22 protein-coding genes and 1 pseudogene are annotated in these 22,255 nt (G+C 58.6%); 21 read left to right on the forward strand and 2 right to left on the reverse strand.

Annotation, left to right across the window (positions count from 1 at the left end):
* Positions 1-2: 2 nt before the first annotated feature.
* The 4 genes from ACYZT2_RS15125 to ACYZT2_RS15140 are packed head-to-tail and all read left to right on the forward strand — an operon-like array spanning position 3 to position 3,455.
* Positions 3-599, forward strand: a complete 597-nt coding sequence (locus ACYZT2_RS15125; RefSeq protein WP_461965177.1) for a paraquat-inducible protein A — start codon at positions 3-5, stop codon at positions 597-599.
* A complete protein-coding gene (locus ACYZT2_RS15130; protein ID WP_461965179.1) occupies positions 596-1,234 on the forward strand; it encodes a paraquat-inducible protein A in 639 nt (212 codons plus the stop codon). The genes ACYZT2_RS15125 and ACYZT2_RS15130 overlap by 4 nt, the downstream gene beginning before the upstream one ends.
* On the forward strand, positions 1,231-2,883 hold the full coding sequence (locus ACYZT2_RS15135) for a PqiB family protein (RefSeq protein WP_461965182.1): 1,653 nt from the start codon (positions 1,231-1,233) through the stop codon (positions 2,881-2,883). Before ACYZT2_RS15130 ends, ACYZT2_RS15135 begins: the two co-directional genes overlap by 4 nt.
* A 17-nt stretch (positions 2,884-2,900) precedes the next feature.
* Positions 2,901-3,455, forward strand: coding sequence for a PqiC family protein (locus tag ACYZT2_RS15140; RefSeq protein ID WP_461965184.1), 555 nt, complete (start codon positions 2,901-2,903; stop codon positions 3,453-3,455).
* Between the two features lie 19 nt (positions 3,456-3,474).
* Here the strand turns inward: ACYZT2_RS15140 and ACYZT2_RS15145 are convergent, their stop codons facing one another.
* Entirely contained in the window at positions 3,475-4,320 is an 846-nt protein-coding gene (locus ACYZT2_RS15145) for a site-specific integrase (RefSeq protein ID WP_223570063.1), read from the reverse strand.
* A 276-nt stretch (positions 4,321-4,596) separates the two neighbouring features.
* Between ACYZT2_RS15145 and ACYZT2_RS15150 the strand changes: the two genes are divergently transcribed.
* The 6 genes and pseudogenes from ACYZT2_RS15150 (at position 4,597) to ACYZT2_RS15175 (ending at position 8,255) form a co-directional block, all read left to right on the forward strand.
* Complete coding sequence (locus ACYZT2_RS15150) at positions 4,597-4,722, forward strand: hypothetical protein (RefSeq protein WP_461965186.1); 126 nt, start codon at positions 4,597-4,599, stop codon at positions 4,720-4,722.
* Positions 4,719-5,063 carry a 4-amino-4-deoxy-L-arabinose-phosphoundecaprenol flippase subunit ArnE gene (gene arnE, locus ACYZT2_RS15155; protein WP_008072369.1) on the forward strand — a complete coding sequence of 115 codons (345 nt, stop codon included), beginning with the start codon at positions 4,719-4,721 and terminating at the stop codon, positions 5,061-5,063. The genes ACYZT2_RS15150 and arnE overlap by 4 nt, the downstream gene beginning before the upstream one ends.
* A 65-nt stretch (positions 5,064-5,128) precedes the next feature.
* Complete coding sequence (gene arnF / locus ACYZT2_RS15160) at positions 5,129-5,473, forward strand: 4-amino-4-deoxy-L-arabinose-phosphoundecaprenol flippase subunit ArnF (protein ID WP_461973120.1); 345 nt, start codon at positions 5,129-5,131, stop codon at positions 5,471-5,473.
* Complete coding sequence (locus ACYZT2_RS15165) at positions 5,470-6,849, forward strand: UDP-glucose dehydrogenase family protein (protein ID WP_461965188.1); 1,380 nt, start codon at positions 5,470-5,472, stop codon at positions 6,847-6,849. Before arnF ends, ACYZT2_RS15165 begins: the two co-directional genes overlap by 4 nt.
* A gap of 213 nt (positions 6,850-7,062) precedes the next feature.
* Positions 7,063-7,557 (forward strand): annotated as a pseudogene (locus tag ACYZT2_RS15170) (Hcp family type VI secretion system effector).
* On the forward strand, positions 7,545-8,255 hold the full coding sequence (locus tag ACYZT2_RS15175) for a DUF4225 domain-containing protein (protein WP_461965190.1): 711 nt from the start codon (positions 7,545-7,547) through the stop codon (positions 8,253-8,255). The pseudogene ACYZT2_RS15170 and the gene ACYZT2_RS15175 overlap by 13 nt, the downstream one beginning before the upstream one ends.
* Before the next feature lie 349 nt (positions 8,256-8,604).
* On the opposite strand, the gene ACYZT2_RS15180 is transcribed toward ACYZT2_RS15175, so the two are convergent.
* On the reverse strand, positions 8,605-9,570 hold the full coding sequence (locus ACYZT2_RS15180) for a LysR family transcriptional regulator (RefSeq protein ID WP_461965192.1): 966 nt from the start codon (positions 9,568-9,570) through the stop codon (positions 8,605-8,607).
* Positions 9,571-9,891: 321 nt separating this feature from the next.
* On the opposite strand from ACYZT2_RS15180, the gene argH reads away from it, so the two are divergent.
* From argH to ACYZT2_RS15235, 11 genes are all read left to right on the forward strand, one after another.
* Entirely contained in the window at positions 9,892-11,319 is a 1,428-nt protein-coding gene (gene argH, locus ACYZT2_RS15185) for an argininosuccinate lyase (RefSeq protein WP_461965194.1), read from the forward strand.
* Positions 11,320-11,492: 173 nt separating this feature from the next.
* Positions 11,493-12,371: an amino acid ABC transporter permease gene (locus ACYZT2_RS15190; RefSeq protein ID WP_461965196.1), complete on the forward strand. Its 879-nt coding sequence runs from the start codon at positions 11,493-11,495 to the stop codon at positions 12,369-12,371.
* A gap of 10 nt (positions 12,372-12,381) precedes the next feature.
* Positions 12,382-13,146, forward strand: coding sequence for an amino acid ABC transporter ATP-binding protein (locus ACYZT2_RS15195; RefSeq protein ID WP_150727267.1), 765 nt, complete (start codon positions 12,382-12,384; stop codon positions 13,144-13,146).
* A 53-nt stretch (positions 13,147-13,199) separates the two neighbouring features.
* On the forward strand, positions 13,200-14,024 hold the full coding sequence (locus tag ACYZT2_RS15200) for an ABC transporter substrate-binding protein (RefSeq protein WP_461965199.1): 825 nt from the start codon (positions 13,200-13,202) through the stop codon (positions 14,022-14,024).
* Between the two features lie 258 nt (positions 14,025-14,282).
* Positions 14,283-15,131, forward strand: coding sequence for a polysaccharide deacetylase family protein (locus ACYZT2_RS15205; RefSeq protein WP_461965201.1), 849 nt, complete (start codon positions 14,283-14,285; stop codon positions 15,129-15,131).
* Positions 15,124-16,011 (forward strand): polysaccharide deacetylase family protein, encoded by an 888-nt coding sequence (locus ACYZT2_RS15210; protein ID WP_461965203.1) that lies wholly within the window; start codon positions 15,124-15,126, stop codon positions 16,009-16,011. The genes ACYZT2_RS15205 and ACYZT2_RS15210 overlap by 8 nt, the downstream gene beginning before the upstream one ends.
* Positions 16,012-16,103: 92 nt before the next feature.
* Positions 16,104-17,462 (forward strand): MmgE/PrpD family protein, encoded by a 1,359-nt coding sequence (locus ACYZT2_RS15215; RefSeq protein WP_461973122.1) that lies wholly within the window; start codon positions 16,104-16,106, stop codon positions 17,460-17,462.
* Positions 17,463-17,636: 174 nt separating this feature from the next.
* Positions 17,637-18,812 carry an MFS transporter gene (locus ACYZT2_RS15220; protein ID WP_461965205.1) on the forward strand — a complete coding sequence of 392 codons (1,176 nt, stop codon included), beginning with the start codon at positions 17,637-17,639 and terminating at the stop codon, positions 18,810-18,812.
* A 158-nt stretch (positions 18,813-18,970) separates the two neighbouring features.
* Positions 18,971-19,669, forward strand: a complete 699-nt coding sequence (locus tag ACYZT2_RS15225; RefSeq protein ID WP_461965207.1) for an HPP family protein — start codon at positions 18,971-18,973, stop codon at positions 19,667-19,669.
* Between the two features lie 255 nt (positions 19,670-19,924).
* Entirely contained in the window at positions 19,925-21,031 is a 1,107-nt protein-coding gene (locus ACYZT2_RS15230) for an enoyl-CoA hydratase/isomerase family protein (RefSeq protein ID WP_461965209.1), read from the forward strand.
* Positions 21,032-21,034: 3 nt separating this feature from the next.
* A complete protein-coding gene (locus ACYZT2_RS15235) occupies positions 21,035-22,186 on the forward strand; it encodes an acyl-CoA dehydrogenase family protein (protein ID WP_461965211.1) in 1,152 nt (383 codons plus the stop codon).
* The last annotated feature ends 69 nt before the right edge of the window (positions 22,187-22,255 follow it).

Raw genomic sequence — 22,255 nt, forward strand, 5'->3', positions numbered from 1 at the left:
CTATGGCTACGACTGACCAACTGATCATCTGCGAGCACTGCGACTGCGTGTATGAAAAAGTCACGCTCGCCAAACATCAAAAAGCCCTGTGCACCTGCTGCGGCGGCGTGCTCCAGCGTTATAACGGACTGTCGGTGGAGCAGCGTCTGGCCTTGGCCTTCACGGCGGCGATGCTGTGGATTTTCGCCAACTTCTATCCCGTCATGAGCATCAGTATGAAGGGCCTGAAGAACAGTGCGACGCTGTGGGATTCGGTATTGGCGTTGAGCCAGGGGCCGATCACCTTTATTGCGCTGGTGGCGGCGATATCCATCATCCTCGCACCGCTTTTTCAACTGGTGTTGCTGATCTGGGTTCTGAGCTTCACCCTCGGACATCGGCGCTCGCCCGGTTTCAAACTGTGCATGCGCTGGCTGGAAACCCTCAGGCCCTGGAGCATGCTCGAGGTCTGTCTGCTGGGCGCAATGGTCGCGGTGTTCAAACTTGCAGGGTTACTGGATGTCATCCCCGGCATCGGCCTGTTTGCCCTGGCCATTCTCAGCCTGCTGTTGATTCGCATCGCCGGGCGCGATGTCCGTGAACTGTGGAACATTTTATGAACACGCCACCGCTCGCCAGCGAACTCAATCTGTGCCTGTGCCATAGCTGCGGCCTGGCTTGCGACATCACAGACAACCCTCATAAATGCGAACGCTGTGGCGCGCCACTGCATGCCCGTAAAGCCGATTCGTTGACCCGCACATGGGCCTATCTGCTGGCCGCATTGGTGTTTTACATCCCGGCCAATCTGCTGCCGGTCATGAACACCAGCCTGTTCGGCAACGGGTCCGACAGCACCATCATGAGCGGTGTGCTGGAGTTCTGGGAACATGGTGCGTGGGACATTGCCCTGATCATTTTCATCGCCAGCATCGCGGTGCCGGGCATCAAGTTCGTTGCCCTCTCCCTGCTGCTGATCACGGTGCAACGCGGCAGCCTTTGGGCGCGCAAGGAGCGTTCAAAGCTTTACCGTTTCGTCGAGCTGATCGGCTACTGGTCGATGCTCGATGTGATTGTGGTCGCGCTGGTCGCCGCGCTGGTTAAATTCCAGGCTCTGGGCGATATTCAACCGCGTCTGGGCATTCTGTTTTTTGGTCTGGTGGTGGTATTCACCATGATGTCGGCGATGAGTTTCGACCCGCGGTTGATCTGGGATAAGGCGCGGGAAAAACCACAACAAGGAGCTCACGGATGACGCAAGCCACTGACGGGCCGCAGGCCCCTGGCCAGGCCAGTATCAAGACCCGTCGCTTCAGTGTTTCGCTGGTGTGGATCGTGCCGATCGTTGCGGTGTTGGTGGGGATCTCTCTGGTGATACACAACGTGATGCAGGAAGGCCCGACCATCACTGTCACCTTCAAGACCGGTAGCGGCCTTACGGCCAACAAGACCGAGGTCAAGTATCGAAACGTGGTCATCGGCCATGTCTCGGAAGTAAAGCTGAGCGACGATCAAAAAAGCGTCAACGCCACGATCAAACTCGACAAACAGGCCGAAAGCTTCACCCGCGAAGATTCGCAGTTCTGGGTCGTGCGGCCGCGCATTGGTGCTGGCGGAGTCTCGGGCATCGATACCCTGCTGTCGGGCGACTATATTGGCGCCGACATTGGTCAGGCCAATGCCCGTTCCAAACACTTCATCGGTCTGGAAAACCCGCCGCCCATTACCTATGGCGAGCCGGGCAAACGCTTCACCCTGCACACGCCGGACCTCGGTTCACTGGATATCGGTTCGCCGGTCTACTACCGCAAGATCCCGGTCGGGCAAGTGGTGGCGTATGCGCTGGACGCCGAGGGTAAAGGGGTAAACATCGAAATCTTCGTCTATGCGCCCAATGACGTCTACGTCACCGAGAACACCCGGTTCTGGAATGCCAGCGGTATTGATGTGAACGTCGGCGCCAACGGTTTTGCGGTGAGTACCGAGTCCTTGTCGTCCTTGTTGGTCGGCGGCATCGCGTTTCGCGCGCCGGAATACAGCCCCAACGATCAGCCGGCCAACGAGGATAAAGCCTTCGACCTGTTCGAAGATCAGCAAACCGCCCTTGCGCCTCCTCACGGTAAGGGGCAGTACTTGAGCCTGCGTTTCGATCAGGCTTTGCGCGGTCTCAAGATCGATGCGCCGGTGGAATTCCTCGGCATCGAATTTGGCAAAGTCGTCTCGGTCAATCTGGATTTCGACGCAAAAAAACGCAGTTTTCCGGTCAATGTCGGCATCGTGATCTACCCGCAACTGCTTGGCCAGGCCCACGAAAAGATGCTTAAGGCCTTGAATCATGACCCCAATGACGAAGCCGCCAGTATAAAACTGATGGGCAGCTTCATCGAAAACGGCCTGCGGGCCCAGGCCCGTAGCGGCAATCTGCTGACCGGTCAGCTTTACATCGCGCTGGACTTCTACCCCAAAGCGGAGAAAGTCGTGTTCGACCCGACCGCCCGTCCCGTCATTGTCCCCACCATTGCTGGCAGCCTCGAGCAGTTGCAGGAAAAACTGGAAGGCATGGTCAACAAGATCAACCAGCTGCCAATCGAACGCATCGCCGGCAACCTCGACAGCAACCTCGTCGAATTGCGCAAAGGCCTCGTACAGTTCAATGCCAGGACCCTGCCCGGGGTGCAAACCACGCTGGCGGATGTCAGCAAGACCTTGCAATCGGCCAGTTCGACCCTGGCAGAGGATTCGCCGCAACGGGAGCAGTTGACTCAGACCCTGGACGAACTCGGGCGCATGTCACGCTCCTTGCGTGAACTCTCGGATTACCTGGGCCGGCATCCGGAATCGCTGATTCGCGGTCGTCCCGACAATGCCGCGCCGATGGATATGAAGGCGCCACCGCGCAACTGACCACAGGAGCAACACCCATGGTTTTTCCGCTGAAGATTACGCTGGTCACTGCGCTGTTACTGCTCACCGCTTGCCGTAGCGATCCGATTCAGTTCCATACGCTGACCCCGACGCAACTGAGCGGCGCAAGCGGCGGCGCGGAAATCCAGATAGAAGGCATCACGGTGCCGCCCCAAGTCGACCGCCCGCAGATTGTCATTCGCCAAGGCAACAGTGGTTTGGCGATCCTCGAAACCGAATGGTGGGCGGCGAGCCTGGTGGATGAATTGCGCAGCGCCCTGGTCGATCAACTGGTCAACAGCAATCTGCAACACAGAGTGTCGTTGCGCCTGGACGTGCAGCGCTTTGATTCGATTCCCGGTCAATACGCCTTGATCGACGTCAAATGGCGCCTGCGCAGCCTTGGCAATGCCGATGCCGCACAGGTCACCTGTCGCAGCACGTTGCAGACCGCTTCCGGCCCGAGCATCGATGACCTGGTAGCCGCCCATCAGAACAATGTGAAACGGTTAGCCGCCACCATCAGCCAGGCTGCAACCGGCGCTTCACGGGGCTGTCCGGCAGCCCAGTAACGGATGCAGCATGACACCGTCAAAGGTCGAAGCGATCAACCGCCCGCCGACGTTCATTGTCGTCGCGCACATCGTAATTGGCGGTGGTCTGGATGTTGCTGTGGTGGGCCAGTTTCTGCGCGATCGACAGGTCGTGCTCTTCAATCACTCGGGTGATGAACGACCGTCGAAAATCGTGCGGCATGATTTTCACCCCGACCTGTGCGCCGCGTTGCCGGGCGATGTAGTAGATCGCATGCTTGGTGATGCGCTCGCGGGTAATGTGGCTGCCGCGGCGGATGCGGTTGAACAGGAACGGGTCGTCCGTCTCGCCCTCCTTTAGTTGCGAACGCCGTAATTCCAGCCACGCATCCAGTTTGGCGAAGGCCCAGGCTGGCGCGTACTTGATCAGCTGTTTGTTGCCCTTGGCGGTGACGCAAAGGCTGCGCTCGGTGAAATCCACTTGGGCGAGATCGAGATTCACCGATTCCGATTTGCGCATCCCCGAGCCGTACAGAATCCCGATGATTGCCGCGTCCCGTAGCCCTTGTGGCCGAGGATCGGCCGCGCAGACCTCCATCAAGTCGCGAATCAAGGTGCGCTTGAGGTTGCGCCCCTGGGACAGTCGCGTGCCGGCAATGCCTTTGACCGAACGCATTTTCAGCAAGTGCTCCTGACTGATCAGGCTCATGCGCCAGGCTTCGTTCATCACCCCGCGCACCGCGTTCACGTAGAGCGACGAGGTGTTCGGCGCGTAGCCGTCTTCGCGCAAGGTCGCCACCAGTGCAACGACATCCTCGGGCTGCAGTTGATGCCAGGGAATCTCTTCGATGTTCATGTCTTCGAAGTCCAGACGGTCAGCGGCGTCCTGCAATACATAACGCATGGTCAACTGGCTGGACGGCGCCAGACGCGCCAGATACAGGGTCAGCGGGTTGGCTTTTGAAACGCTGGGTTCAGTAGCAGGTAAGTCAATCAATGAAACGGGCCTTGAAATGAATAAATGCGCAGGCTCCCGTCATCCATTGAGCCCGCGGGGCCGTCACGCTGCCGACCATGGACTGGAAAGTCAATGGTGGCTTCTTGGGTTGTCGGCGAAACCAGGCATCGCCAATACCGAACGTCTGCTTGACTGGAAACAACGCGATAGACGAATTGAAACATGGCCTGGTCTATCCTGACTCAGCAACCGCGGCTGCTCGAAGTCCACCAGCGACTGCCCAAGGATGGCAAACGTTATGAACAAGGCAATCTGATGATGCTGATTTTGCCTCAGGAGGCATCATGAGCCTGCTGCTCGTATTGGCTGCCTGCCTGCTGACCTGCCTGGGCCAGATCGCCCAGAAGTACGCCGTGGAAAGTTGGCGCGGCAAGACGTCGGGCTGGGGCGAGAAACTGCGCTCGCCGTGGCTGTGGCTGGCGCTCGCCTCTCTGGGATTGGGCTTGCTGGTCTGGCTGCTGGTGTTGCAGCGCCTCGAAGTCGGCGTCGCCTATCCCATGCTCAGCCTGAACTTCGTGTTGATCACATTGGTTGCCCGCTTCGTCTTTCACGAAACTATCGACCGCCGTCACTGGCTGGGCGTGGCGCTGGTGATCGCTGGTGTGGCCTTGCTGGGGCAACACGCTTGAGCCTGCGTCGCGGACTCGCCTTCGCCCTGGGCAGCGTGCTGTTGGGCAGCGCCGCGCAGTTGGGCATGCGCTGGAGCATGACCCGCCTGCCCCATCCCGGACAGTTGATAAGCGCCTTGAGCAACGGCAGCGTCGATGCGTTCGCCGTGGCTGTCGTGCTGGCCGCCATCCTCGCCTATGCCGTGTCGATGTTCACTTGGCTCGCCGCCCTGCGGGATTTGCCCTTCGGTCGGGCCTATTCACTGCTGAGCATCAGCTACGCGCTGGTGTACGTGCTGGCGGCCAGCCTGCCGCTGTTCAACGAAACCTTCAGCTTTTCGAAAACCCTGGGGGTGGCGTTGGTCATCCTCGGTGTCATCACTATCAACTCTCGACCTGCTCACGCGCCCACTATCAGGAGAGCTCCATGAAAATCAGTGTATTTGGCAGCGGTTACGTTGGCCTGGTGCAAGCCGCCGTGCTGGCTGAAGTCGGCCACGACGTGGTGTGCATGGACATTGACGAGGAAAAAGTCGCGCTGCTGCAACAAGGCCACGTCAGCATCTTCGAACCGGGGCTGGCCAGCCTGGTGCGCGAAAGCCTGGAAGCCAAACGGCTGCAGTTCACCACCGACGAAAACTTCGCGGTGCAACATGGCCAGGTATTGTTCATCGCCGTCGGCACGCCGTCCCGGGACGATGGGTCGGCGGACCTGCGCTACGTGTTGTCAGTGGGTGAAGCGGTGGCGCGTCACCGTGAACAACCGGTGATCCTGGTGGAGAAATCCACGGTGCCGGTGGGCACGGGCGATACGCTGCGCGCGCATATCGAAAAGTGCCTGCTCAAGGTCGGTCGGCTGCTGCAGTTCGATATTGTCTCCAACCCCGAGTTTCTCAAGGAAGGTTCGGCCGTGGCCGATTGCCGGCGCCCGGACCGCATTGTCATCGGCTGTGAACGCGATGACGTGCGCGACGTGATGCGCGACCTCTACGCCCCGTTCAACCGCAACCATGACCGCATCATGTTCATGGACCTGCGCAGCGCCGAGCTGACCAAATACGCCGCCAACTGCATGCTGGCGACCAAGATCAGTTTCATCAACCAGATCGCCGAACTGGCCGAGCACCTGGGCGCCGACATCGAATCGGTGCGGCTGGGCATCGGCGCCGATTCGCGCATCGGTTATCACTTTATCTACCCCGGCTGCGGTTACGGTGGCTCGTGTTTCCCCAAGGACATGCGCGCGCTGATTCACAGTGCCGAAGCGGCCCACTGCTCCAGCGACCTGCTGCAAGCGGTGGAAGCCATCAACCAGCGGCAGAAACACAAACTGTTCGAACGCATCAACGCCTTCTACAAGGGTGATTTGCGCGGCAGGACCTTCGCCGTGTGGGGCCTGGCCTTCAAGCCCAATACCGACGACATGCGCGACGCGCCGAGCCGGGTGCTGCTGGAATCGCTATGGGCTGCCGGGGCTCATGTGCGGGCGTTCGACCCGGAAGCGATGCAGGAAACCCAACACCTTTACCCTGACGAATCTAAGCTGATGCTCATGGGCACGCCGGAATCGGTGCTCGCGGGGGCCGACGCACTGATCATCTGCACCGAATGGCAGCAGTTCAAGGCGCCGGACTTCAACCTGATCCAGCAACGGCTTAACGCGCCGGTGATCTTCGACGGGCGCAACCTGTACGACGCCGAACGCCTGGCCCGCAGCGGTTTTCTGTACTTCCCGATGGGCCGCGGTGAATCGCGCAACCTGCCGATTCCCCATCAGCAATGGCCAGCGGCCTCGGTCGTGGCGTGAACACGGTATCGCCCGGTATTCGTCGGGGTAAGTTGCAACCGGTATTGAGCGGCCGATTCGATAAGAACGATTTCGTGTTGCTGCACTTCGTGCAGTAACGCGGGAACGCTCTAGGTAAAACGCTCTCGTCCCACCGAAAATTCGGAAACCTCCTACATCCCCCCTGAGACATTTTCAATAAGGTGCCCCTCCGATGAAAAGGAGTGCACCCCTATGGCCAATCACGGCTACATGACCATCACAGGCAACACCCAAGGACTGATATAGGCAGGCTGTTCAACTCAAGCGTCCATTGGCAATAAATGTCAAACAGGACATACAGACGAAATCATGGTGCTGTCTTACAGCCACAATATGGCCAATATAGGCAACATCAATAAGCCTACACACAGCCCACTCGTCATCACAAAAAATGTCGACAAATCCTCCCCTTTGCTCGCTCAAGCGCTATCAAGTAGAGAGGAAATTAGCTGCGCAATAAATTTCTATCGAATTTCTTCGTTTGGCCTTCAGGAGAAATTCTTCAGCATTGAAATCGAAGGCGGCATTATTGCCAGCCTGACACTTGATATGCCCCATGTTGTTTTACAAAACGACGTCGAACCCCAAGAGCACGTCGCTATTCGTTATCGCGAAATCACCTGGAGGCACCACCTCGCGGGCACCAGTGGGCACGGATCCTGGGGGCACAGCGAATGGGACAACTGAAGGGCGATTACTGGGTGGTTAGCAAGGCCGCAACTAACTTGACCCAACAAGCCTGCACATTGGGCGCCCGTCATATCAATGACGGCACGCTGCGTCTGCAATTCAATCGAGAGGTGTCTTATTACGCTCGGGGGATTGTTAATGATGTGGCGCAGGGGCGAAAGAGTGCTGAGCAGGGTTTGAAGGAGATCAAGAGCGAACAGGGTAGTTTGCTGAGTCAGGCATCGGAGATTGCACAGAAAGGTGTCGGAGCAATTGCAGGAGCACTTCAAATCGCGACAGGTGCTGGGATTTGCTACGGATCGGCGGGTACGCTGTGCCTTTTATTCGGGGCGCCAATAATGGCCCATGGTGCAAATAATGTTTATGAAAACGGACGTAATATCCTAGAGAATCGCACTGATACAGTAGGTCCGGTAAGAAAAACATACCAAGCAGTGGCACAGTCATTTAAATACACGGAACGAGAAGGAAACATCGCCTATGGTTCCTTCGATGTGGGAATGTCGATATATGGAGCTGGAAGATTTGTATTGAAACCTGACTCGTGGCGATTGTTTCGGCACGTTCGAGCAGACTATGTTCGCGCATACCAAAATACACCCACTCCTATATTTATATTGGAGCGCAGCGCTGATGCAATAACCACAAATGGAATATATAAAGAGTGGAAAATCAAAGATGGGACCAATCAATGATTATCAACAAAATCATAAAAATTATATTTCTCGTCCGAATGTATTTATTGATCATTTCTTGTGCCGGCTTCCACACTGTAGTCATTTTATCCATAATCTCTTACTTCATAGAAGTTGATTATATGATTGCTAGGCTAATGGGCGTCATTTGCTTTGCCGGCTTATCTGTTTATTTTCTGGCAGCTTTCCCTAAAAAACTTCAGGAGGCGTTACAGGGAAAGCGAGAATAACAAACGGTAGTTGCCGCACGGTATTAGTCCAACTAAAAAACTTAACTTTTACCGTATTCCGGGCTCCCGATGCGCTGTCTGAATTCATCCCTGTTTTACAAGTTTGATGTGTCTGGCTTTCAAATCGACGCCTTCAAATCCACACCCAGCGCCCGCGCAAACGCCTTTACCAGCGGACTACGCACAGTGTTGTGACGCAGGATCAAATTGAACGGCGTAACGATGTTGATCAGGTCCGGGCGTACGGCGCGAAGCTGCCCTTGAGCGACCATATTGGCGGCGTAGTGCTGCGGAAGGAAACCTACGAACCGACCAGTTTTGACCAACAGCGCCACGGCTTCCACCTGAGTCGCCAAGGCAGAGAAGCTGTCGTACTGGGCAAAATTCAGCTTGTCGCGGTGAATCGCATAGCGATGGTTGATGCACTCGTAATCCTTGAGCACCTTGCCGCTCATTTCGGCCTCGGACATGGAGAACAACGGATGACCGACCGCGCAGTAAACCTCCGAGCGTTCTTCATATAACGCGTAGTAATCAAACTCTTCCCGTTTTTGGTACACCGGCACGATGCCCGCCACCAATCGCCCCTCAACTACGCCTCTTTCCACTTCATCTAACTGAGATGCCTGAAGTTGAAACCTTACTTTTGGCGACTCTTCATTCAGTTTTCTAAGCGCAGCAACTAACGGCGAATGATCATCGGTGATCGTATTATCAATAACACCCACCCCAAGGTCGCCGACAAGTTCGTTCTGCGCCGAACTAAGCCGATCACGAAAGTTATCGACCGAGGCAAATAGATCAATTGACGCCTGATACACCAGACGCCCTTCTTCGGTCAGGTGAAAACCCTCTCGGCCTCGAGTACACAGGCGCATACCGATGCGAATCTCAAGGTCGGAGATCTGTTTGCTGATGGCCGCCAGGCCCACATTCAGCTCATTCTGCGCTGCACTGAAGCCGCCGGCTTCGACCACGGCCTTGAACACTTTGAGCAGTTTGAAGTCCAGGCCGCTGAGGGCCAGCGGAGCCCGATGTACCGTTTTTGGCGGCGGGTTTCCGGAATTGGAAAGTGGGGTTTCCATAATGCTTATTTACCTCTGGCGCCCTATTCAACACTCTGTGTCCAACAACAAAAACAGTGCTGGCTAATAATAATGAACACAGAAAACAAGGCTTGGCAACCGTTAATAAATCCCGCACATCAGTGCCAACTCACTGATTTAGAACTATTAAAAGCTGACACTTCGATGTAGGAGCTGCCGAAGGCTGCGATCTTTTGATCTTGATCTTTTATGGGTCAACCAAGATCAAAGGATCGCAGCCTTCGGCTGCTCCTACATGAAATATCGCTTCCGCCTGACGGCACACTGATTTCAGTTCGTTTACCGACGAGGAAACCAACAATGTCTCAAACCACCGACCGTCTCTGGGGTGCCCGCTTCAAAAGCGGCCCGTCCGAAGCCCTGGCGGCCCTGTCCCGTTGCCCCGAGCGCTACTTTCGCCTCACCCCGTACGACCTCGCCGGCTCCAAGGCGCATGCCCGGGAATTGCAGCGCGCAGGGCTGTTGAGCGAGCAGGAAACCCAGACCATGCTCGACGCCCTGGAGCGCATCGGTGATGACTTCCGTGCCGGCAGTATCGCGCCGACGCTGGACGACGAAGACGTCCACACCTTCATCGAGCGCCTGCTGACCGAACGCCTCGGCGCATTGGGCGGCAAGCTGCGCGCCGGCCGCTCGCGCAACGACCAGACCGCCAACGATCTGCGGCTGTTTCTGCGTGATCACGTGCGCACCCTGGCCGTCGAAGTGCTGGCCTTGCAACAAGCGCTGGTGGATCAGGCCGAGCAACACATCGAGAGCATCTGCCCGGGCTTCACTCACTTGCAACAGGCCCAGCCGATCGTCTTCGCTCATCACTTGCTGGCTCATGCCCAATCGATGCTGCGCGACGTGCAGCGTCTGGTGGATTGGGATGTGCGCACCTCGCTGTCGCCTCTCGGTGCCGCTGCCTTGGCCGGTTCCGCCATCGCGCGCCTGCCGCAGCAGTCGGCCAAGGAAATGGGCTACAGCGGTGTTTGCGAAAACTCCATCGACGCCGTGGCCAGCCGCGATCACGTTGCCGAGTTCCTGTTTATCGCCAGCATGCTGGGGATCAACATTTCCCGACTCGCCGAAGAATTCTGCCTGTGGTCGTCGCGGCAATTTCGCTGGGTCGCACTGGACGATGCCTATGCCACCGGCAGTTCGATCATGCCGCAGAAGAAAAACCCGGACATCGCCGAACTGGCCCGGGGCAAGGCTGGCCGCCTGATTGGTAACCTGACTGGTTTGCTGTCGACCCTCAAATCCCTGCCGCTGTCGTACAACCGCGATCTCAGCGAAGACAAAAACGGCGTGCTCGACAGCGTCGACACCCTGCTGCTGGTGTTGCCGGCCATGGCCGGAATGGTCGCGACCATGAAGGTCAACGTTGAAGAACTGCGTCGTCAGGCGCCGCTGGGTTTCACCCTCGCTACCGAAGTCGCCGACTGGCTGGCAGTGCGCGGTGTGCCGTTCAAGGAAGCACACGAAATCACCGGCGCGCTGGTCCAGGCCTGTGAGAAGCACGATATCGAATTGTGGGAAGCGTCCCCGGCGCTTCTGGCGGAAATCGATCCGCGTCTCAAGCCTGAAGTGCGCGACAGCCTGACCCTCGAAGCCGCCATCGCCGCCCGTAGCGGCTGGGGTGGTACCGCGCCGCAACAGGTGCGCGAGCAGATTGGCCGCTTGAAAACCGCCCTCGCGGCGCAGCAGCAATGGACCGAGAACTATCAGGGTTTCCGTCTTTAAGTCAGAGCGCAAAACCTGTGGGAGCGAGCCGGCTCGCGATTGCGGTATTACATTCAACATCCATGTTGACTGACCCGCCCCCATCGCGAGCAGGCTCGCTCCCACAGGGATTGCGCTTAACCTGAAAAACCATTCGCGCCGTCTTGATTGAGCGCGGCGTACGGAGAAACAACATGAGCCAGACTCAGGCAGAACGACTCCAGGCGGAGCGCAAACTGGCGGAAAACCAGTTCGATATCACCCAGTACCAACATGTGCCACGGCGTTACTACGGGCGGATTTTCTTCGCCACGGTGATCGTGATTGCGATTGTCGGCCTGGTGCAGGCCTTCGCCGAAGGCAAGATCGAATGGTCGTACATCGGCCAGTTCCTTACCTCTCAGGCAATTATGTGGGGCTTGCTCAACACCATCGTCATGGCGGTGCTGGCGATGGCGCTGGGCATTGTCTTCGGGGTGATCACGGCGATCATGCGCATGTCGGCCAACCCGATCCTGCGCTATGTGGCGCTGACCTACACCTGGCTGTTCCGCGGTACACCGCTGATTTTGCAGCTGCTGTTGTGGTTCAACCTGGCGCTGATTTTCCCCACCATCGGCATCCCCGGCCTGTTCGAAATGGACACCGTGAGTCTGATGACGCCGTTCGTGGCCGCCCTCCTCGGCTTGAGCATCAACCAGGGCGCCTACACCGCCGAAGTGGTGCGCGCCGGCCTGCTTTCGGTGGACACCGGGCAGTACGAAGCCGCCAAGTCGATCGGCATGCCACGCCTGCAAGCCCTGCGCCGGATCATCCTGCCCCAGGCCATGCGGATCATCATTCCGCCGGTGGGCAACGAGTTCATCGGCATGGTGAAAATGACTTCCCTGGCGAGCGTCATCCAGTACTCGGAACTGCTCTACAACGCCCAGAACATCTACTACGCCAACGCCCGCGTGATGGAGCTGCTGATCGTCGCCGGTATCTGGTACCTGGCCACCGTCACCGTCCTGTCCTTTGGTCAAAGCCGTCTGGAGCGTCGTTTCGCTCGCGGCGCCGGCAAGCGTTCTTGAGGAGCCCCACATGAGAAGCATCGTCAAGGCCGTGAGCCTGAACAAGTACTACGACCATTTCCACGCGCTCAAAGACATCAACATCGAAGTCGAGCAAGGCGAAGTGCTGTGCATCATCGGCCCGTCCGGCTCCGGTAAAAGCACCCTGCTGCGCTGCGTGAATCAGCTGGAAAAAATCGACAAGGGTGGGTTGTGGGTCGACGGCGAACTGGTGGGTTACCGCATTGCCGGCAACAAACTGCACGAACTCAACGAGTCGCAGATCGCCCGTCAGCGCCTGGCCACCGGCATGGTGTTTCAGCGTTTCAACCTGTTCCCGCACATGACTGTGCTGCAAAACATCATCGAAGGGCCGTGCCAGGTGCTCAAGCGTTCGCCCAAAGAAGCGCACGAAGAAGCCTTGGAATTGCTCGCCCGCGTCGGCCTGGCCGACAAGCGCAACAGCTACCCGATCGAACTGTCGGGCGGTCAGCAACAACGGGTGGCGATTGCTCGCGCGTTGGCCATGCGACCCAAGCTGATGCTGTTCGATGAACCCACTTCGGCACTCGACCCGGAACTGGTCGGTGAGGTGCTGTCGGTGATGCGCGATCTGGCGCAGACCGGCATGACCATGATCGTCGTCACCCATGAACTGGGCTTCGCTCGCGAGGTTTCCAACCGCATGGTGTTCATGGACGAGGGACAGATCGTGGAGGCTGGAAGCCCCGAAGAAATACTAATAAGTCCACAAAACCCACGCACCCAAAGCTTCATTTCTGCCGTTCGAACCTAAGCGCCAGCCTCGGAAACCAAGAGCTGCGTAACAACACTCATAAGAGAACGACCATGAAGAATTTCGTTATTCCAGCAGTACTCGCAAGCGTTATGGCTTCCGGCTTCACTTGGGCCGCCGAGCTTCCGGCCAGCATCAAGGACAAGGGCGAGGTCGTTGTGGCAATCATGCCGAACTACCCGCCGATGGATTTCAAGGACCCGGCCACCAACACCCTCACCGGCCTCGACGTTGACCTGGGCAACGCCTTGGCCGAACGTTTGGGCGTGAAGATCAAATGGCAGGAAACCGGTTTCGAGCAAATGATCAACGCGCTCACCACCGACCGCGTGGACATGGTGATGTCGGGCATGACCGACACCGCCGAGCGTCAGGCCAGCGTGACCTTCGTCGACTACTTCACCAGTGGTCCGCAGTTCTACACCTTGCAGAAAAACAAGGACACGAACGAGATCATCGACCTGTGCGGCAAGAAAGTCGGCACCAGCCGACGTACGACCTTCCCGGCGGAAATCGCCGAGTGGAGCAAGGCCAACTGCGAGGCCGCCGGCAAGCCTGCGATCAACGTGATCGGCACCGAAGGCTCGGCCGACGCCCGCGCGCAATTGCGCCAAAGCCGTATCGACGCGGCCATGCAAGGCAGCGAAACCCTGCCGTACCTCAAGACCCAGGAAAAGGACATGTACAAAACCGTGGGCCTGCCGATTTCCAAGCAGTTCACCGGCCTGGGCGTGAGCAAGAAAAAGCCTGAGCTGAGTGAAGCGGTGAAAGTGGCGATGCAGAGCATGGTCGATGACGGCAGCTACCAGACCATCCTGAAAAAATGGGACCTGGAACTGGGCGCGATCAAGACCGTGACCATCAACGCCGGCAAGTAATGCTTGCCCCGTAGGAGCGAGGCTTGCCCGCGAAGGCGGTCTGTCAGGCGACATAGATGTTGAATGTGCTGGCCTCATCGCGAGCAGGCTCGCTCCCACAGGTTTGCTGGCTGACCACAGAATTGTGATCGACTCAAAACCAGTGTGGGAGCGGGCTTGCTCGCGAAGGCGGTGTGTCATTCAACGTCAATATTGACTGGCAGGGCCTCTTCGCTCCTACAGCGACTGTGTTTTACCTATAAATAGTTGGAGCACCAAATGTCCTCCTCACCCCAGCCGACCTGGCCCGATCAGCACACAGCCTGCCTCGCCCTGGCCTTCGACCTCGATGGCCCGACCGGCGATGCGATGCTCAACGGCTCGATCTGGCGCAAGCCCGAGTATTTCGGTTTCGGTGGTTACGGCCCCTATCGGGCGTTGCCGCGGATTCTCGATTTGCTGGATGAGTTCCGGATCCCGACGACATTCTTCGTCCCGGCCTGGGTCGTGGAGAACTGGCCGAAACAGTGCCAGGCAATTGTCGAGCGCGGGCATGAGGTGGCGTACCACGGCTACAAACACGAATCCTTTTACGCCCTGACGCTGGATCAGCAAAAGGACGTGATGCACAAATCCCGTGGGGTGTTCTGGAAGCACCTGAACATCCGCGCCGAAGGTTTTCGCACGCCGTCCGGCGACTGGCGGGCCGAAACACCGGCCATGCTGGTGGAAGCCGGTGTGACCTATTCCAGCAGCATGCGCGGCGATGACCGGCCATACCTGGTCAACGTGCCGGGCTTCGATACGCCGCTGGTGGAAATCCCCGGTCGCTGGGAAATGGACGACTATGCCTCCCTCGCCTACACCCGCGCGCCGGACTTTCCTTCGGGACTGGACCGCACCGCCAGCTACGCGCTGACCCTCGACAACTGGTGCCGCGAGTTCGACGGTGCCATGGATGAAGGGTTGTGCCTGACCACCCTGTTCCACCCCAAGATCACCGGCAAGCCGGGGCGCATCCTCCTTCTGGAAAAACTCTTCGAACACATGCGTCAGCGTAACGACGTCTGGTTCGCCACCTGCCGCAATGTCGCTCACTGGTGGCTGAAGGAGCATCACCATGGCTGATTTCAATGTCTGGCCCGAAGGCTATCGCTGCGCCGTGGTACTGACCGTCGATTACAACGACATCCACGGCATTCTCACCCAGGCGCCGGAAGTCGCCGGGCGCGACAAGACTTTGTCGGTGTGGCGCTACGGCACCCAACGCGGTGTCGAGCGTTTGCTCGGATTGTTCGAAGAACTGGGGGTTTCCAGCAGTTGGTGCATTCCCGGCATCGTCGCCGAGGAGAACCCGCAGCACATCCGAGCGATCCAGGCCGACGGGCATGAAATTGCCTGCGCCGGGTATCGCCATCAGAACTACGACAACCTGACGCTGGCCGAGCAAAGCTCTGAAATCGCCAAGGGTTGCGAGGCTTTAAAAATGCTGACCGGTCAGCGCCCGACAGGCTTTCGCATCCCGGCTGGCAACGGTGCGCCGGGTTTCATCGAGGCGTTAAGGGAGCAAGGCATCCGCTGGTCCTCGTCATGGCGCGGCGATGATTTGCCCTTCGCGCACCCGACCGCGCCAGACGTGATCGAGCTGCCGTTGCACTACGAATTGGAAGACGAGCCCTACTTCGCCTTCAACCTCAGCCCGGCAGTGCCGCCAGCGCAATCGCGGATCGCCTCCTACAGCCACACCCTGGGCAACCTGCAAATGGACTTCGCTGGATTTCACCGCTTCGGGCTGTGTTACGTGCTGCGGCTGCACCCGGAGATCATCGCCACGCCCGGGCGGATCGGCGTATTGCGCGAATTGCTGCAAAGCATTCAGCAGCGCGATGACGTGTGGATCGCCACCGGTGCCGAGGTCGCTCAGTGGTGGGCCGAGTCGGCAACGCCCGTGACCAAGGATCATCCGGCGGCCGTGTACGAACGGCATTATCGGGATTACGGCGTATGAAAGATCAAGATCAAGATCAAGATCAAGATCAAGATCAAGATCAAGATCAAGATCAAGAGATCGCAGCCTGCGGCAGCTCCTACGATGGGGTGATGCGGATGGAGCGGTTGGCGCAGTTCTGTGTCGATAGTTGCTTTGAAGATTTACCACCCGCTTTGGTGGCGCAAGCCAAGCGGCACATCCTCGACACCTTCGGCGTAACCCTGGCTGGGGCTGGCAGTGATGTGGCCAGACAGGCGCGTCAGGTTTTCGAGGGTGAAGCTGGCAGCACGTTGGTCTGGGGCACCGATCAGCGAGTCGGCGCGGCGCAGGCCGCCATGCTCAACGGCATCGCCGCGCATGCCCTGGAGCTGGACGACACCGGCGGCTGCGACCATTCCGGCGCGGTGGTGTTGCCGGCGGTGATGGCCGCTGTGTCGATGTCTGAGCTATCGGTCTCTGAAACACCGGTAAGTGGCCGCGAGTTGATTACTGCTGTAGTGATCGGCTACGAAATCGGCCGTCGGGTACTCGAAGCCTGCGGCAGTTATTCGGCCCACAACGGCGCTGGTTGGCACTCCACGGCGACGTGCGGAGTGTTTGGCGCAGCGGCGGCCAGTGCGCGGATTCTCGGTCTGGATGCACAACAAACCCTGGCGGCACTGGGTATCGCCGGCAGCTTCAGCGGCGGTCTTTGGGCCTTCATTCATGACGGCTCGCAAAGCAAAAAACTCCACAGCGGTCGGGCCGCCGAAGGTGGATTACTGGCGGCGCGGTTTGCTCAACAAGGCATCACCGGGCCGACAAAACTGTTCGATGATGTCTGGGGCGGTTTTCTCAAGACCCTCGCGGCGGATACCGCTGTGCCCGAGGCGCTGGATGCCGAACTGGGCCAGGTATGGAAACTCGCCCGCTGCTCGATCAAACCCTACGCAGCATGCCGGGGGACGCATTCGGCGATCGATGCATTGGGCCTGTTGCTGGATCAATTGCAGGTCAGCGCGTTTCAGGTCGAAAGCGTTCAGGTTTCGTTGTGCGGATTCCTTCAGGACATGTGTGGCGGTCAGGACATTAACTCCCTGCCGGCGGCGCAGATGAGCTTGCGTTATGCCCTCGCGGCCCGGCTGGCCCATGGTCATTGCCGGTTGGAAGCCTACGACGATGAACAACGCCACCACCCACGGATTGCTCACTGGATGTCGCGCATTCGCCTTGAAGTCGACCCGCTACTGTCGGAGGATGGCGAGCCTGTGGTCAGCCTGCAGACCGTGGACGGTCGGCAAGCGAGCCTATGTGTTGAAGTGCCGTTGGGTGCGCCGGGCAATCCGCTGAGTGATAAGGCGCTGGAGGAGAAATTCTTCAATCTGGCGGGGTGGGTGATGCCGCGGCAGCGGGCGGAAGGATTGATTGAGCAGTTGTGGCGGCTGGAAGAACTGGAATCGGTTCGGGTGCTTGAGCGGTGGCTGAGTTGAGTATGTGTTGTTTGTGCTGGCCTCTTCGCGGGCAAGCCTCGCTCCTACAAGATTCGCGTCGAGCCACGATTAAATGATCGACACCAAACCTGTGGGAGCGGGCTTGCTCGCGAATGGCAGCAACTCGGTATCACGTCGATACCATAGAAACTGAATAAGGACATTTGCCTCACCGTGTTCACTTACTCGCTCGTTATCCGCCGGCTGATGATCTGCTCGCTGACCATCGTCGTCAGCCGCGCCATCACAAGCCCGTTGCTCACTCTGTTTCTGAGCAACAAACTCGGCCTCAACCAACAGGATGTCGGCCTGCTGCTGGGCATCGCGGTGTTCATCGCCACCCTGCTCGCCCTTTACGGCGGTTACACCATCGACCGCCTCGAAAAGCGTCGGCTGCTGATTCTGACCATGCTTTCCAGCGCCATCGGTTTCGTGCTGCTGACCTTCGCCGAAAACCTTTACCTGACCACCGCCACCCTGGTGATCACCGAAACTGCCTCGGCGCTGTTCCTGATCGGGTCCAAGGCGATCCTCAGCGAAAACCTGCCTATGGGCCAGCGCGCCAAAGCCTTTTCGCTGCGCTACACCCTGACCAACATCGGCTACGCCACCGGCCCGATGCTTGGCGTGGTGATCGCCGGGGTGCAGCCAACAGCGCCGTTCCTGATCGCCGGCGGCATCGCGTTCTTCAGTATTTTCCTGATGAGCGGGATTCCCAAAGACCCGGCCCAGACACCCGCCATTGGCCAGCCCCAGAGTTTCCCCAAAACCCTGATCACCCTGAAGAACGACCGTACACTAATCATGTTCACTTGCGGCTGTCTGCTCAGCACCGTGGTGCACGGTCGTTTCACCCTGTACCTGTCGCAATACCTGCTGGTCACCCAAGACACCAAACGTGCCCTCGAAACAATGGCCGCCCTGCTCGCCTGCAACGCCATCAGCGTGATCCTGCTGCAATACCAGATAGGCCGTTTCCTCAAACGTGAACAACTGCGTTACTGGATTGCCGGCGGCACCAGCCTGTTCATCCTCGGGTTGATCGGTTTCAGCCTGGCTGACAGCTTGAGTTGGTGCGTGGCGATGTTCATTTTCACCCTCGGCGAAATGATCATTTACCCGGCCGAATTCCTCTTCGTCGACACCCTGGCCCCGGAAGAACTGCGCGGCAGCTACTACGGCGCGCAAAACCTCGCTGCCCTCGGTGGTGCTCTCAGCCCGGTGATCTGTGGCTATCTGCTGTTGCACACGCCCGCGCCCACCATGTTCTATGCCCTGAGTGCGTTGACGGCGATGGGCGGTTTGCTGTGCTTCATGAGCGGTCGGCGCGTGGCAATACTGCAAAAATAATGCACTGAAGCAGCATTAATATGAATTTGTCAGTACAAGGATTGATCGGCACACTGTGCGGCGTTCCTCCCCCAATAGTTGGAACTACTTCAAGGGCTTTCTGGGTATCCCAGCTAAGCCTTTTTTTTGCCTCGATTTTTGTACGGACCGTTTGCCTCATGTTTGCTCGCTGGTTACCTGCCGCCATCAATACCCGTCCTTCAGAATGGAGCCGCGCCGCTATCGGCATGTCGCTGGGCACGATGTTCAGCGTCTGGCTCTGCAGTCAGGTATTCGGCATGCAAGTGGCGCAGCACCTGATCGGCCCGCTGGGTGCATCCGCAGTATTGCTGTTTGCTGTGTCCTCGGGCGCCCTCGCCCAGCCGTGGTCGATTCTTGGCGGTTACTTGAGCGCGGGGGTGATTTCGCTGCTAGTCGCTCACGTACTCGGACGCACCCTCGGCAGCGCCTGCCTCGCGGCGGGCATGGCGTTGATTCTGATGTGCTGGCTGCGTTGCCTGCACCCGCCGGCGGGGGCGTTGGCATTGCTGTTGGTGTTGGCAGACCCGGCGACCATCGCATTGGACTGGAAAGCCCTCGGCCCGGTGATGCTCAGTGGTTCGACGATGCTGCTCAGCGCACTGGCGTACAACAATCTGACGCGCATTCGTTACCCCAAAATTGCCAGCGAACAGGCACCGCTAATGATCCCCGCCACCGACAGCCAGGCGATCACTGCCGCGGATCTGAAACTGGCCCTCGCCGACATGGAGGCCTTCTACGACGTCACCCCCGAAGACCTCGAACAGTTGATTCATGCCAGTGAATTGCATGCCAAGCGTCGTAGTATCGGAGCTGTATTTTCCAGTCAGGGTTGAAGATCAAAAGAAAGATCAAAAGATTGCAGCCTTCGGCAGCTCCTACATTGACCGCGTCCACCGCGATTTTTCAGTATGAACGCCCATCCCGTAGGAGCTGCCGACGGCTGCGATCTTTTAATCTTGCTTTAAGGTAAAAACGCAAACTAACCCTGCACATATGCCGGTTGTACATCACAAATTTGCACTGATACGATCCAGCATCGCTCGCGCGCGAGCTTCTCTATAAAGAACAATAAAAGCAGGGAGTTAGTGATGACTGCTCAGGTTTCATCCCCGACAACACAGCCCATGGATGCCACGCAAAACGAAGTGTTGGCCGAGGTTCGCAATCACATCGGTCACCTGACCCTCAATCGCCCCGCCGGCCTCAACGCCATTACCCTGGACATGGTCCGCAGCCTGCAACAGCAGCTCGATGCCTGGGCACAGGATCCGCAGGTGCGCGCGGTGGTGTTGCGCGGCGCGGGTGAGAAAGCGTTCTGTGCCGGCGGCGATATCCGCTCGCTGTACGACAGTTTCAAAAGCGGCGACACACTGCATGAAGACTTCTTCGTCGAGGAATACGCCCTCGACCTCGCCATCCATCACTATCGCAAACCGGTCCTGGCCTTGATGGACGGCTTTGTGCTGGGCGGTGGCATGGGGCTGGTGCAAGGCGCCGATTTGCGGGTGGTCACGGAGCGCAGCCGTCTGGCGATGCCGGAAGTGGCCATCGGTTATTTCCCGGACGTTGGTGGCAGCCACTTCTTGCCGCGCATTCCTGGTGAACTGGGCATTTATCTCGGCGTCACTGGCGTGCAGATTCGTGCCGCCGATGCACTCTATTGCGGCCTGGCCGACTGGTACCTGGAAAGCAACAAGCTGGGCACTCTGGACGAGCAACTCGATCAGCTCGAATGGCACGAAACTCCATTGAAGGACCTTCAAGGTCTGCTGGCGAAACTCGCCGTGCAGCAATTGCCGGTAGCGCCCCTGGCGGCGTTGCGGTCGGCTATCGATCACTTCTTCGCCCTGCCCGATGTGCCGAGTATGGTGGAACAACTGCGTGAAGTGACCGTCGCCGACAGCCATGAGTGGGCCATGGCCACCGCCGACTTGCTGGAAAGCCGTTCACCGCTGGCCATGGGCGTGACCCGGGAAATGCTGCGACGCGGTCGGCACCTGAGCCTGGAACAGTGCTTCGCCCTCGAATTGCACCTGGATCGCCAGTGGTTCGAACGCGGCGACCTGATCGAAGGCGTGCGCGCCTTGCTGATCGACAAAGACAAGAACCCGCGCTGGAACCCGCCGACTCTGCAGGCGCTGGACGCCGAGCACGTGGCGAGTTTTTTCACCGGGTTCGACCAGAGCTGGAGCTGAGCCATGCACGATATCGAATTAAGCGAAGAGCAAGTGATGATCCGCGACATGGCCCGGGATTTTGCCCGCGGCGAAATCGCGCCCCACGCACAAGCCTGGGAAAAGGCCGGCTGGATCGATGACGGTCTGGTGGCGAAGATGGGCGAACTGGGCCTGCTGGGCATGGTAGTGCCGGAGGAATGGGGCGGCACTTATGTCGACTACGTCGCCTACGCCTTGGCGGTGGAAGAGATTTCCGCCGGTGACGGCGCCACTGGTGCACTGATGAGCATCCACAACTCCGTGGGCTGCGGGCCGGTGCTCAACTACGGCACCGAAGAACAGAAACAGCAATGGTTGCCGGACCTCGCCAGCGGCCAGGCCATCGGTTGCTTCTGCCTCACCGAACCTCAGGCCGGTTCCGAGGCCCACAATCTGCGCACCCGCGCCGAACTGCGCGACGGCCAGTGGGTGATCAACGGCGCCAAGCAATTCGTCAGCAATGGCAAACGGGCGAAGCTGGCGATCGTGTTCGCCGTGACCGACCCGGAGCTGGGCAAGCGCGGCATTTCGGCGTTCCTGGTGCCGACCGAAACCGCGGGTTTCATCGTCGACCGCAGTGAACACAAGATGGGTATTCGTGCTTCCGATACTTGCGCCGTCACTCTCAACAATTGCACGATCCCCGAGGCCAACCTGCTGGGCGAACGCGGTAAAGGCCTGGCCATCGCCCTCTCCAACCTCGAAGGCGGCCGCATCGGCATCGCCGCGCAAGCCTTGGGCATCGCCCGGGCGGCGTTCGAAGCGGCGCTGGCTTACGCGCGGGATCGGGTGCAGTTCGACAAGCCGATCATCGAGCACCAAAGCATCGCCAATATGCTGGCCGACATGCATACCCGTCTGAACGCTGCGCGCTTGCTGATCCTGCATGCCGCACGGTTGCGCAGTGCTGGCAAACCGTGTTTGTCGGAGGCTTCACAGGCCAAGCTGTTTGCATCCGAGATGGCCGAAAAGGTCTGCTCGTCGGCGATACAGATTCATGGCGGGTATGGGTATCTGGAGGATTACCCGGTGGAGCGCTACTACCGGGATGCGCGGATCACGCAGATTTATGAAGGGTCGAGCGAGATACAGCGGATGGTGATTGCCCGTGAGTTGAAAAACTATCTGGTGTGATGCCTAAAAGCTTCGCGGGCAAGCCTCGCTCCTACAAGGATATGCATTCCCCTGTAGGAGCGAGCGGTG

The organism is Pseudomonas sp. MDT1-85, from assembly GCF_054898065.1.

Coding starts and splice junctions, on each gene's coding strand:
- ACYZT2_RS15125 (WP_461965177.1), top strand. CDS start 3: ATGGCTACGACTGACCAACTGATCATCTGCGAGCACTGCGACTGCGTG.
- ACYZT2_RS15130 (WP_461965179.1), top strand. CDS start 596: ATGAACACGCCACCGCTCGCCAGCGAACTCAATCTGTGCCTGTGCCAT.
- ACYZT2_RS15135 (WP_461965182.1), top strand. CDS start 1,231: ATGACGCAAGCCACTGACGGGCCGCAGGCCCCTGGCCAGGCCAGTATC.
- ACYZT2_RS15140 (WP_461965184.1), top strand. CDS start 2,901: ATGGTTTTTCCGCTGAAGATTACGCTGGTCACTGCGCTGTTACTGCTC.
- ACYZT2_RS15145 (WP_223570063.1), bottom strand. CDS start 4,320: ATGCGTTATGTATTGCAGGACGCCGCTGACCGTCTGGACTTCGAAGAC.
- ACYZT2_RS15150 (WP_461965186.1), top strand. CDS start 4,597: ATGGCCTGGTCTATCCTGACTCAGCAACCGCGGCTGCTCGAAGTCCAC.
- arnE (WP_008072369.1), top strand. CDS start 4,719: ATGAGCCTGCTGCTCGTATTGGCTGCCTGCCTGCTGACCTGCCTGGGC.
- arnF (WP_461973120.1), top strand. CDS start 5,129: ATGCGCTGGAGCATGACCCGCCTGCCCCATCCCGGACAGTTGATAAGC.
- ACYZT2_RS15165 (WP_461965188.1), top strand. CDS start 5,470: ATGAAAATCAGTGTATTTGGCAGCGGTTACGTTGGCCTGGTGCAAGCC.
- ACYZT2_RS15175 (WP_461965190.1), top strand. CDS start 7,545: ATGGGACAACTGAAGGGCGATTACTGGGTGGTTAGCAAGGCCGCAACT.
- ACYZT2_RS15180 (WP_461965192.1), bottom strand. CDS start 9,570: ATGGAAACCCCACTTTCCAATTCCGGAAACCCGCCGCCAAAAACGGTA.
- argH (WP_461965194.1), top strand. CDS start 9,892: ATGTCTCAAACCACCGACCGTCTCTGGGGTGCCCGCTTCAAAAGCGGC.
- ACYZT2_RS15190 (WP_461965196.1), top strand. CDS start 11,493: ATGAGCCAGACTCAGGCAGAACGACTCCAGGCGGAGCGCAAACTGGCG.
- ACYZT2_RS15195 (WP_150727267.1), top strand. CDS start 12,382: ATGAGAAGCATCGTCAAGGCCGTGAGCCTGAACAAGTACTACGACCAT.
- ACYZT2_RS15200 (WP_461965199.1), top strand. CDS start 13,200: ATGAAGAATTTCGTTATTCCAGCAGTACTCGCAAGCGTTATGGCTTCC.
- ACYZT2_RS15205 (WP_461965201.1), top strand. CDS start 14,283: ATGTCCTCCTCACCCCAGCCGACCTGGCCCGATCAGCACACAGCCTGC.
- ACYZT2_RS15210 (WP_461965203.1), top strand. CDS start 15,124: ATGGCTGATTTCAATGTCTGGCCCGAAGGCTATCGCTGCGCCGTGGTA.
- ACYZT2_RS15215 (WP_461973122.1), top strand. CDS start 16,104: ATGCGGATGGAGCGGTTGGCGCAGTTCTGTGTCGATAGTTGCTTTGAA.
- ACYZT2_RS15225 (WP_461965207.1), top strand. CDS start 18,971: ATGTTTGCTCGCTGGTTACCTGCCGCCATCAATACCCGTCCTTCAGAA.
- ACYZT2_RS15230 (WP_461965209.1), top strand. CDS start 19,925: ATGACTGCTCAGGTTTCATCCCCGACAACACAGCCCATGGATGCCACG.
- ACYZT2_RS15235 (WP_461965211.1), top strand. CDS start 21,035: ATGCACGATATCGAATTAAGCGAAGAGCAAGTGATGATCCGCGACATG.